10 protein-coding genes are annotated in these 9,858 nt (G+C 67.8%); 1 reads left to right on the top strand and 9 read right to left on the bottom strand.

All coding sequences use genetic code 11. The features are described 5' to 3' along the window. The 5 genes from CXY91_RS28625 to CXY91_RS28605 form a co-directional block, all read right to left on the bottom strand. On the bottom strand, positions 1-446 hold a 446-nt coding region (locus CXY91_RS28625; protein ID WP_199777598.1), incomplete at its 3' end, for a hypothetical protein. Between the two features lie 2 nt (positions 447-448). Continuing rightward, a complete protein-coding gene (locus CXY91_RS28620; RefSeq protein WP_100965368.1) occupies positions 449-1,708 on the bottom strand; it encodes a hypothetical protein in 1,260 nt (419 codons plus the stop codon). A gap of 1 nt (position 1,709) precedes the next feature. Further along, positions 1,710-2,309, bottom strand: a complete 600-nt coding sequence (locus tag CXY91_RS28615; protein ID WP_100965367.1) for a YmfQ family protein — start codon at positions 2,307-2,309, stop codon at positions 1,710-1,712. Then, entirely contained in the window at positions 2,306-3,409 is a 1,104-nt protein-coding gene (locus CXY91_RS28610; protein ID WP_100965366.1) for a baseplate J/gp47 family protein, read from the bottom strand. The genes CXY91_RS28615 and CXY91_RS28610 overlap by 4 nt, the downstream gene beginning before the upstream one ends. Further along, entirely contained in the window at positions 3,409-3,876 is a 468-nt protein-coding gene (locus CXY91_RS28605; RefSeq protein WP_100965365.1) for a phage GP46 family protein, read from the bottom strand. Before CXY91_RS28605 ends, CXY91_RS28610 begins: the two co-directional genes overlap by 1 nt. A gap of 134 nt (positions 3,877-4,010) precedes the next feature. On the opposite strand from CXY91_RS28605, the gene CXY91_RS28600 reads away from it, so the two are divergent. Beyond that, positions 4,011-4,400 carry a response regulator gene (locus CXY91_RS28600; protein ID WP_100965364.1) on the top strand — a complete coding sequence of 130 codons (390 nt, stop codon included), beginning with the start codon at positions 4,011-4,013 and terminating at the stop codon, positions 4,398-4,400. A gap of 47 nt (positions 4,401-4,447) precedes the next feature. On the opposite strand, the gene CXY91_RS28595 is transcribed toward CXY91_RS28600, so the two are convergent. The 4 genes from CXY91_RS28595 to CXY91_RS28580 all read right to left on the bottom strand — a co-directional run. Beyond that, complete coding sequence (locus CXY91_RS28595) at positions 4,448-5,017, bottom strand: phage baseplate assembly protein domain-containing protein (protein ID WP_100965363.1); 570 nt, start codon at positions 5,015-5,017, stop codon at positions 4,448-4,450. An 11-nt stretch (positions 5,018-5,028) separates the two neighbouring features. Continuing rightward, on the bottom strand, positions 5,029-6,288 hold the full coding sequence (locus CXY91_RS28590) for a phage baseplate assembly protein (protein WP_100965362.1): 1,260 nt from the start codon (positions 6,286-6,288) through the stop codon (positions 5,029-5,031). After that, positions 6,285-7,640 (bottom strand): DNA circularization N-terminal domain-containing protein, encoded by a 1,356-nt coding sequence (locus CXY91_RS28585; RefSeq protein ID WP_100965361.1) that lies wholly within the window; start codon positions 7,638-7,640, stop codon positions 6,285-6,287. Before CXY91_RS28585 ends, CXY91_RS28590 begins: the two co-directional genes overlap by 4 nt. Then, positions 7,640-9,858, bottom strand: a 2,219-nt coding sequence (locus tag CXY91_RS28580; RefSeq protein WP_100965360.1) for a phage tail tape measure protein, incomplete at its 5' end; no start/stop codon positions are given. The genes CXY91_RS28580 and CXY91_RS28585, both read right to left, overlap by 1 nt.

The raw sequence follows: 9,858 nt of genomic DNA, 5'->3' as shown, positions 1-9,858 counted from the left end.
GCGAGATCAACCACTGATTGTTTTGGTTTGGGCCAGCGTTGCTCGCCCTCCGGCGTTACTCCGCCGAAATCGGCGAGCTCGCGCAGGCGGTGGCGAACGGCCTGTATCCAAGCGACGCCGGCAGCGTAGGTTTCGGCGAACTGCTGCTCCTCAGCCGAGCGCATGTCGACCGGTGCACCGGCGATCACCGCCATCGTCGCAGAAAGGTTGAGTTGCGCGGTGGTCGGGATTACCGAGCTGATGAGATTGAAGGCCTCATTCTTGAGCGCTGCAAGGGGTATCCGGCTCGCGTCGTGCGCCGCCAGCACCGCCTTGACGCCGGCCTTCTGCTTCGCGCTCAGGCCATCGAGCCCTTGCACGTCGCCATCGCTGCCCCATGAGATCGGTAGCCCGCCGAGGCCTGCGGCCTCGAGCTCGTCGCCAAAGGTCGGTCCGATCGCATTCATGATCACCTCAAGGAAAGATGGAGGAGGCAGGACGGCGCCGAGGAGGTGTTGCCGCCCCATGTGCCGGTTCCGGTCGAGTTGTAGCCGGTGAGCGTCGCGTAGTGCCGGCCGGCGCTCAGACCCGAAATCTGCTGGCGCGGCGCAACCGGGCCGCCGGCCGTGCCGAAGACCGCCGAGATGCCGGCATTATTGGTTCCGGTCCCGTCATAGGTCACAGCGGTGTAGGTCGTGCCGCTCGCGCCGCTATTGAAGACATAGCCCGTCGCGAAGCCGTCGATGAGATCGTCGGGATAGCAGACGAAGTTGCAGCGGATTTCGGTGTTGATCTCGGCCGGCGTGCCGGATCCGGCCGCGGTTTGGCGGTCGGCCGTGAAGCGATTGAAGATTCGCTTGGATTCGCGGTTGTAGTACGAGCGGACCAGCCGGTTGGCAAAGCTGTCCTCCCAGGCGCCCGCTGCATTCGAACCGGCGATGCCGACGTGCGCGCGGCTCGCATCGCCGGTCTTGACCTGAGTGCCGTCGGCGCCGGTGGTGAAGACGGTCGTCGATTTCTCCAGCTTTAGGTCACCGTTGCCGTCGAGATAGGCGTAGATGAAGTAGTCTGTGCTGTTGGCGTTGCCGGCGGTCGACAATGTCGGGCCGACCAATGGGATCTGCACCGGCGCGCCGTTCACGATGAGCTGCGAGCCATTCTTTTGTGACAGCCGCAGCTCGGTTCCGTCGAGCCAGAGCAGACAGTTGCCGGTCAACCCGACCAGGGCAGTTCGCACATCGCTCGGCAGCGTGGCGGTCACGCAGAGGTTCACGCCGTCGTCGAAAACCGGATACCAGCGCCCGCTGGTCAGGTCGGCGACAGCGGGGTCCGAACCGTTCGACTTCTTGATGCGCCGGTTGCCGAGGCCACTCAAATTGGCGTTGACGGTGGTGCTGGTGTTGGTTGCCGGCGCCTTGATCCAGAAAACGCGGCCGGCCTTGTAGGCGAGGATCGCGAGGGCCGGCGCAACCACCCAGGCGTTCGCCGTTCCAGTGGCCACGGCGAAGTTCAACGCGCCGCTCTGGATACCCTGGGCGAGTTGGGTCAGGTCGTTCGGGTCGGGCACGAAGCCCGCCTTCTCGATGATCGCCAGCATCTCCTCTTGCGTGGCGTTCATATGGGTGGCGGTGACGACCGTGCCCGGCTGGCCGGCGACGGTGTCCTTGCTACGAAAGCCCCAGCGGCCGCCGCCGATGTCAACATGCGAAGAATGGGCGATCCGGTCCATGTCAGAGGCTCCCGTAGTCGAAGACGACTTCGGTGTGCGCCGGCTTCAGGCGCCGGATGTCGCATTCGATGTCGCTGATGGTGAGATCGTAGAGACGGTCGCCGGCCTGGCCTTCATCGGCCTCGAACAGCGTCTCGTCTGAAAGGTCGCCGAGATGGACGGTCCAGATGAACTGTTCAGGCGGCTCGATCAGCTCTTCGCCGCACTCGAGCTCACCGGCATAGGTGACGAGGTTCTCGCTGATCGTGATCGTGACGCCCCGCTTTGCTGCGAGGTTGATGAAGTATTGCCTGGAGGCGCCGCCGCGGGCCGTCCAGCGCTGATGTGCCAGCTGCCGGCGGTCGCCAAGCGACATGGTCGAGGTATCGCGGCCGCACGGATCGGGGCCGAGCACGCGCTCGAAATCGGTCAGGCAGGCGCTGGCATCGCGCGGGTCGACCTCCAGGAGCATCGCCTCGGCGACAGCCTCCATCTCGGCAATGCCGGCGGCAAGCGGCGTCAGCAGCGCCGCGATGACGCTGTCGCGGTCGCGTCGCCAGATCCACCCCGGCGGCAACTCGGACAGCAATTCCTCCAGGATCTGGTCCTCGCTTCGGCTCATGGCGGCGGGTCCCAGGTGACGCCACCCCAGACCGGCAGCTCGTCGCGATCGGGCACGACGTCGGCGGGCGGCAGGGCGATGTAGTGGCGATATTCGCCACTGGCCGCCGACAGTGCCTCGGAGAGCCGGGAGCGGGCAAAACGCTCGCCGATCTGCGCCTCGGCGGCGAAATGCGCCTGGCCAGCCCCCTCGACGGCGGCGCGCACCGGCAGCGTGTTCGGAACGACGGCGAGCTGCAGCGGCACCGGCAGCAGCACGACCGGCCGGACATAGACCTCGGCCGTCACCGGGCGCAGCGGGTCGAGATGCGCGGCCATGGCGTCGAGCTCGGCCGGTATCGGCACAAGGGGCGCGACGGCCGTGCCCATGGCGACCACGACGCCGACCGAGCCAGGGCCGACCCAAAGCGGCACTGTCGCGACCTTGGCGACGGCGAAGGCGTTCTGGATCCAGAGGCGATAGTCGTTCTTGTTGCCGCCGTGACCGGGCTCCCGGATCTCGGCGAGCACGCGGGCCAGAAGGGAGACGTCGTTCTCTTCTTCCGCGCCCCCGGCCATGCCGTCGGCATCGAGCGTGGCGGTCTGCGGGTCCAGGCCGGCCTGTACCGTGACGATCGGCAGGCTGGCGCCGCCGGCGGTGTTGCCGAGGACGCCGCCCTCGGCCGCCTCGAGCGCGATCGTGGCCTGGCCGGCGCCATCGAGCACGCCGCCGGCCGAGGTGACGGCGAGGCCGCCGCCGGGAAGGCGCATGTCGAGCCCGGCGGGGACGGCTGTGCCCGGGATACCGGTGAAGAGCGCATAGCCGACCGCCTTGGTCGCCGGCCGGCGATAGACACCCCAGATCGAGGCGTGGCGGATCAGGAATTCCGGCTCGGCGGTGTCCGGCAGCAGCTGGTCGACATTCCAGCGCAGATGCAGATGAGTGTTGTAGAGGCCTTGGCCCTGGACGCGCGCGATCGCCGCCAGCATGCCCCTCTCGGAGCGGACGGCGCGGGCGACCGCCGCCGGGCTCTTGTCCGGCCGGATGCGCTTCAACGCCGCTTCAAGCCGGGCTTCGGCGCGGCGGGTGATCTCGTCGGGGCTGGGCAGAGGCGCAGGCATCAGCCGACCCGGAGCCCGTAGTCGAATTCGGTGTCGCCGATACGGCAGGTCAGCGCCAGCAGGTTGCGGCGCGGCCAGCTCACCGAGATCTGCGCCGGCGTGCCGGTCTCGGCTTTAGCCCAGCGCAGCGCCTCGGTGGCCGCGTCCATCACGAAGAGGTCGGTGAGCTCGTGCTGCTTGGCCCGCTCCATCAGCCAGAGCCGCGAGCCGGCGCGGCGGCCATAGGCGTCGAGCGCGTCGCCCGACCAGCCACGGCGCGTGACGAAGGACGAGGAGACGTTGAGGGCGTCGCGGCCTTGCGGCAGCGCGTCGTCCGGCCGGGCGCGCCGGTCGGTGCCGAGCGAGATCAGCATCGGGGTGAGCGCCGTCTCGTCGAGCAACAGATCGCCGTCCTCGCCCAGCTCGGCGTCAACCGTGCGGGTCTCGGGGTCGAAGATCAGCGCAACGTCGATGAAGTCGGCGGCCATGGCGCGCAGAGTGTCGCGCGCGCGCGGGCCCGGACACGGCCCCGCGCGGGGCCGCCGCGCCGAAAAAAAGCCACCCGCCGGATAATGTGGACTATCCTGGTTGCGCTTCGCTGCATGCGACTTGAGGGCCGCCGATGTCAGTGCTGATTCTATTGGTTGAAGACGAGCTTCTTATCCAGAGGCAGGTCAAAGAAGCGCTCGTGGACGCGGGATTTGAAGTCGTTACCGCGGCCAGTGGCGCAGAGGCGTTCCGCCAGTTTACGGCGCGATCAGAAGAAATTCAGGCTGTCGTTACAGACATTCGCCTTGGCAACGGTGCTACGGGCTGGGAAGTCGCCAGACACGCTCGCGCAATAGTCCCGGCAATGCCGATCGTCTATATGAGCGGAGACAGCTCGCTGAATTGGGCAGCGCAGGGTGTACCCCACAGCATTATGATTGCTAAGCCATTTGCGCTGCCCCAGATCATTACCGCGATCGCGACGCTCCTAAATGAGGGCATGAAGGCCCCGCCTGAAATATAGCGATGGCCAGGTGTCGCGGCCGTCACCAGAGACCGTGCTGGCACCAATTAGACGCCCGGCTCCGGATCGGGGCCGACCACCGGCACAACCGAGCAGAAGATGCCCGCCGGTGTTACAACGAACCAATGGGCGCCGCAGCGCAGCTTGGCGTAACCGGGCCTGACGACGAAGCGCGGCGCATCGGCAGCAGCGCCGAGCTTGGCGATGATCCGGTCCTCGAGCACCTCGACGGTGGCGTCCTTCACCTTCGACTTCACCCGCTTGCGGCTGGTGCTCTCGACCGAGCCGTCCTTTTTCACATGCAGGCGGTCGCCCTTGAGATTGTGGACCGCGACCTCGCCCTCCTCGAGGCCGCCCATGCGGTTGCCGGGCGCCTGGAGCGGCAGCGCGACGAGATGGCCCTGGTCGCCGCCGACTGCCAGCACCACCGCCTCACCACCTGGAGCAGGCCGGCTCGAAACACCGGCAATGCCGAGCACATCGACGTCTGAGCGCTCGACATGGCGATGCGTCTCGACGGTCGCAGTCTGGCCGCCGCCCTTGTCGTTCGTCGATTTCACCGCAGCGAGGGCGATCATGCCGCGATAGGCGTGGGGGATTTCCGCGTCGGCCGACATGGGCGCCTCCTTCAGAGCGGGTTGGCGGTGCTGTCGAGGCCGCCCGGCTTGGAGCCGCCCTTTGTCTTGCTGGACTTCTTCTGCGAGCGGCGATCGCCGACCGGCAGCAGGTCGAAGGCCTCGCGGCCAGTGACGCGCAGACGGGTCATCTCGCCGCGCTCGTCATAAGTGATGGAGACGCCGGCGATCAGCTGCTCGGAGGAGAGGCCGGCGTAGTCGTCCTCGCAGAAGGCGACCGTGTTCATCTGCCAGGGCTTCTGGTCCGGGCCGCCGGTGATGCCGCGATAGCTGTAATCCATCTTGTCGCCCTTGGCCCGGCGCGTCCGCATCTCCCAGTCGGCCTGCTTCTGGGCATCGACATCCTTGGCCTGGGTGCGCGACATCGAGATGTGCGGCCGCCAGCGTTTGACCTCCGTGTCCTGGGCGTGGCCCATGACATGCGCCCCGGCGCCGCCCGGCTTGTCGAGCGGGGAATCGGTTGCCGGCGCCGGCTGCTGGGGCGCCTCGTCGAGCGGCTCGGCCGAGGCGTCGAGCGCTGCCTTCTCGGGCCGCCGGCCGCCGTTCTTCTCGCTCTGGCCCTTGACGAAATAATCGCTGAATCGCTCGCGGGCCGAGAAGGTGGCGCGCACCCGGGTGACGTTGCCGGGAAAGTGGATCTCGTCGACCGCCTTCTTTTTCCCGGAGCGCGTGATCAGGATGCCGCCGACGCGGTCGCTGGTGATGATGACGGCACGCTGCTTGGCATATTTGGCCAGGGCGGAGATCACGGTCTCGCCGGCTTCGACCGTCGCCTTGTCGAGCACCGGGCTGGTATCGACATCGCATTTTACGGTGATGCCGAAGGGCTCGCACAGCTTCTTGGCAAACTCCTCGAGCTTGATCTTCTTGTATTCGTGCTTGCCGCGAGGATCCGGCGGGCAATCGACCAGGTCGCCGGTCTTGTCGCGACCGCTGATCGTGACATAGCCGCCGCCCTGCTCGCCAGCCTCCGAGCAGACGTCGTCGATCCAGCCAATCAGCCAGGTCTCGCCGTCGATCGTGATCTCGGCCTTGCGGCCCCAGTTCATCGGCTCGCCATCGCCGGCCGGCGTCGTCCACTCCCAGGTGCCCTTGGCGCGCTCATCGTCATGGACGGTGAGCTCGAAGGATGCCGAAAGCTCGCCCATGTCATGGACGAGCTCGGCCCGTGTCCAACGGTCGATGGTCTTGCCGTCGATCTTCAGCGCAATCCGGCGCGTCGGGATCTTGGCGGGCAGATAGACCTGGCTCACGGCGCGCCCTTCGGCTTCAGCACTTCGAGCGGCCCCGCGCCGAGCATGGCCGGGTGGCGCAGGCGGTTGCGTCTGATGACGTCGTGCAGCATCGGCACGACCTGGCGCGGATCGTCGCCGGCATAGTGCTGGGCCAGCAGCCAGGCGCTGGCGCGCGGCGGCTCGATGGTGATGACCGGCTGCAGCCGGCCGATCACCTCGGACATGTCGATTGCAAGGCGCCCGCTTGTTTCCTCGAGCGCCTGCCAGAGCGCCGCGACGACGCCGGGAGCGTCAAAGGCAAGGCCGGCGGCGCGCGAGCTCGCGCCGGCGAGCGCGGTTTCCGCCTTGCCCTGCCAGCCGGCGGCGTCCTGGCGGCTCTCGAAATCGATCTCCGCCATCAGGCTGATGCCCTCTGCGACAAAGGCGGTCTCGGCCGCGAGATAGATCAGCCGCTCGGTCGCCGTGACGGGCGCCCGGCCGGGAATGTCGGCCGAGACCGAGCCCGAGGCGCGCGCGGCGATCTGGCTGGCGATCGTGAACATGATGGTGGCGCCCGCGCGCGGATCCGGCACATAGGACTTCACCGCCGGCGCTTCCGAGCTCGGGCCCAGCGCCGCCGGCGGCAGCGGCCGGAAGGCGGCGCCGAGCTGGGCCGGATAGCCGCCGAGGATCTGTGCCACGGCGCTCGCCACCACCTTGCGATCGCCATTCGCGATGGCACGGCTGAAGGCGCCGGCGACGGCGCGGGCGACCGGCACCAGGATGGCCGCCTGGGCGACGGCGCCGATGACGCGATCGACGATCGAGAACACGGTGCTGATCGCGCCAAGGCCGAACGAGAAGATGGCGAGCGCCATCGGCACGACCGACAGCACCGAGGAGACCAGCCCCACCGCGGCGCCGATGACGCCGCCGATCGCGCCGAGCAGGCCGGAGAGCGAGGCGAACAGACCGCCGATGCCGGGCAGGCCGGAGAGGACGTCGTCGCCGGTCGGATCGAACTCGCACTCGATCCGTGCCACCCGCAGCTCGTCAGAAGCAAAGGAGATCTCGGCAGGTCGGAGCAGCACGCAATCAACCGGCCCGAGCCAAGGGTGCATGAAGGTGCCGGACCCGGGCGCCCGGAACACGGCCTCGAGCGCCTTGGTCTTGGCGACATAGTCGTCGCCGATGACGAGGCCGGAGATCCGGAACGGCCCATCGATGGGCCCGACATCGTCATGGGTCTTGAGATCGAGCCCGGGATAGAGCGTCGCGTGGATGCGCCGGCCGACCGTGTGGCTGGCGTCGATCACCCAGAAGGTGACGCCGCGCCAGGCGGCGGGGCGCAGGCCCGGCAGCAGCGAGCCCGGATTGGCGAAGTCCAGCATCAGGCGCGCCCGAGCATCGAGCCGCGGTTCGGCGTCACCGGCACGGCCGGGTTGGTCGATTGGACATTGACGACGCGCGTGCCCTCGGCCGCTTCGACGACGATGCGCCCGCCGACCTGGAGGTTCTGGTTGGCGGCGGTCTTGGTGAAGCCATTGGAGCCGCCGATCGAGCCGCCGCCAGTGTTTGAAGTCGGGTTGAAGCCGCCGCCGAGCGGATTGCCCTGCGGATCGGTCGGCGGCATCGGAGCGCCCTTGGCGCCCGAGTCCGCGCCCGGCACTCCGGAGCCGCCGCCGAGCCAGCTCGGCATGCTCGGCATCTTGATCATGTTGCTGAGGTCGATCGAGCCGATCGCCGCGACGATCTGCGAGGGGATGGTGGCGATCCAGGCAATGAACTCGGCGAACTTCGCCTTAGCGCCTTCCCAGAGCGAGGTGACCAGCTGGGCGCCGGCGGCGTAGAGCACCGCGACATTGTTCCCGACCGCGCTGGCGAGCTGGCCTAGCCCGGCAATGAAGGCAGTCATCACGATGACCATGCCGGCGGCGAGGCCTTCGCCGAGCGCGGCGACCAGGCGCCCGCCGGCCTCGATCATCCCCGGCAGACCATTGACGACCGCAGTCGCGAGCTCCGGGATCTTCGTCGACAGCCAGGAGATCGTCGCCTCGAGCGCCTGGCCGGAGCGGATGCTCTCCCAGCCGGCCGAGAACTTCGCGCCGATATCGGTCCACAGCGCCGAGAGCTGCGGGCCGACTGTCGCCCAGTTCTGGTAGAGATAGGCGGCGCCGGCAGCGAGCGCGGCGATGCCTACCATGACGAGGCCGATCGGCGAGATGAGCAGCGCGATCGCCGCCGCCAGCGCCGAGAAGACCGGCGTCAGGATCGCGAGCCCGGCACCGGCGGCTAAGATCGCACCGGTCCAGGACAGGACGCCGTCGATCAGGCCCGGCCATTTCGCGTCGATCGCCACGACCCAGCGCAGCAGCTCGCTGATCGCCCGGTTCGCCATCGGCAGGTTCGAGGCGAAGGCGACGCCGATGCGGCGCAGCGCCTGGCTGCCGAGCTCGCCGAAGAGCAGCAGCTGCTGCGACAGGCCGCGCATCCGGCTCTCGAAGTCCTGGTTGATGACCTCGGCGCCCGACTCCGCCACCTGGCGCTTGAAGTCCTTGAGCTTGTCGAGGTTGAGCAGCGTCGGGATCAGGAAGTCGAGCACCTGCATGTCGGCATAGAGCCTGCCGACCTTGGTGCCGGCGAGCAGCTGCTCGATCTGCTTGCGGGCGGCTTCCTGCTTTTCCTTATCGGTGCCGGGCCCGGCATTGGCCTTTTTCATGATCTTGTCGATCTCGGCCTGCGGCACCTTCAGCTTGTCCGACATCTTCTGGATGACAGCTTCGACCGGGTTGATGCCCTTGGCCGCCGCATCGGTCATCACGCCGGTGACGTCGACCTTTAGCTCCTTCTCGAACTTCTTGATCGCCTCGGGCGCGTTGATCTTGGTCAGGAAGTTCTTGAGGTTCGTCGCCGCCTCGGACGGGTTGGCGGTGCCGAGCATGGCGATCTGCAGCGAGGCGCCGAGGCTGGAGACCGCCTCCATGCCAGTGATGCCGAACTTCGCCATCTGGTTGGTGAGCGCCGGGAACTCGGCCGCCATGTTCTTGAATTCGAATCGCCCGAGCTTGCCGGCGGTGACGAGCTTGCCGAGCGCCTGCTCCATCTGGTCGGGCGCGACTTTCAGGGTGTCCGACAGGGCGAAGGCGGTCTTAGCCGTATCCTCGATGGTCGCGTTGGCTGCGGTCGCGACCCGGCCGATCGTCGGCATCAGCTTGTCGATCAGGCCGGCGTCCATGCCGGAGGCGACCAGGAGCTGCGCGCCCTTGGCGAGGTCGGCTGAGCGCTGGCCGGTCTCCAGCGCGAGCTTCTGATAGCGGTCGGAGATCTCGCCGATCATCTTCTCGACCTCGCCGCCGGTCTTGCCGGCGGTGATTGCAATATCGCGCAGTGAGGCGTCCCAGGCGGCCGCCTGCTGGATGGGCGCCGAGAAGGAGATGGCGGCGAGCGCGCCGCCGACGACGCCGATCTGTCGGCCGAGATTGGCGATGCTGGATCCGACCGAGGAGATGCCGCGCATCATGCCGCGCAGCGGCGCCGTCAGCCGGTCGATCAGCTGGACGAGGACCGAGACCTTCATATTGCCCGCGGCCATGCCGTCACCTTTGCTTG

This window comes from Allobosea sp. FBZP-16 (genome assembly GCF_002831785.1).
Lineage (GTDB): Bacteria > Pseudomonadota > Alphaproteobacteria > Rhizobiales > Beijerinckiaceae > Allobosea > Allobosea lupini.
Note: the sequence above shows the minus strand (reverse complement) of the source record. Positions and strands in the feature narration are given on the sequence as shown.

What these genes read in the sequence shown, in the direction of transcription:
- CXY91_RS28595 (WP_100965363.1), bottom strand. Translation starts at nt 5,017, where the DNA reads ATGTCGGCCGACGCGGAAATCCCCCACGCCTATCGCGGCATGATCGCC.
- CXY91_RS28585 (WP_100965361.1), bottom strand. Translation starts at nt 7,640, where the DNA reads ATGCTGGACTTCGCCAATCCGGGCTCGCTGCTGCCGGGCCTGCGCCCC.
- CXY91_RS28610 (WP_100965366.1), bottom strand. Translation starts at nt 3,409, where the DNA reads ATGCCTGCGCCTCTGCCCAGCCCCGACGAGATCACCCGCCGCGCCGAA.
- CXY91_RS28605 (WP_100965365.1), bottom strand. Translation starts at nt 3,876, where the DNA reads ATGGCCGCCGACTTCATCGACGTTGCGCTGATCTTCGACCCCGAGACC.
- CXY91_RS28600 (WP_100965364.1), top strand. Translation starts at nt 4,011, where the DNA reads ATGTCAGTGCTGATTCTATTGGTTGAAGACGAGCTTCTTATCCAGAGG.
- CXY91_RS28615 (WP_100965367.1), bottom strand. Translation starts at nt 2,309, where the DNA reads ATGAGCCGAAGCGAGGACCAGATCCTGGAGGAATTGCTGTCCGAGTTG.
- CXY91_RS28620 (WP_100965368.1), bottom strand. Translation starts at nt 1,708, where the DNA reads ATGGACCGGATCGCCCATTCTTCGCATGTTGACATCGGCGGCGGCCGC.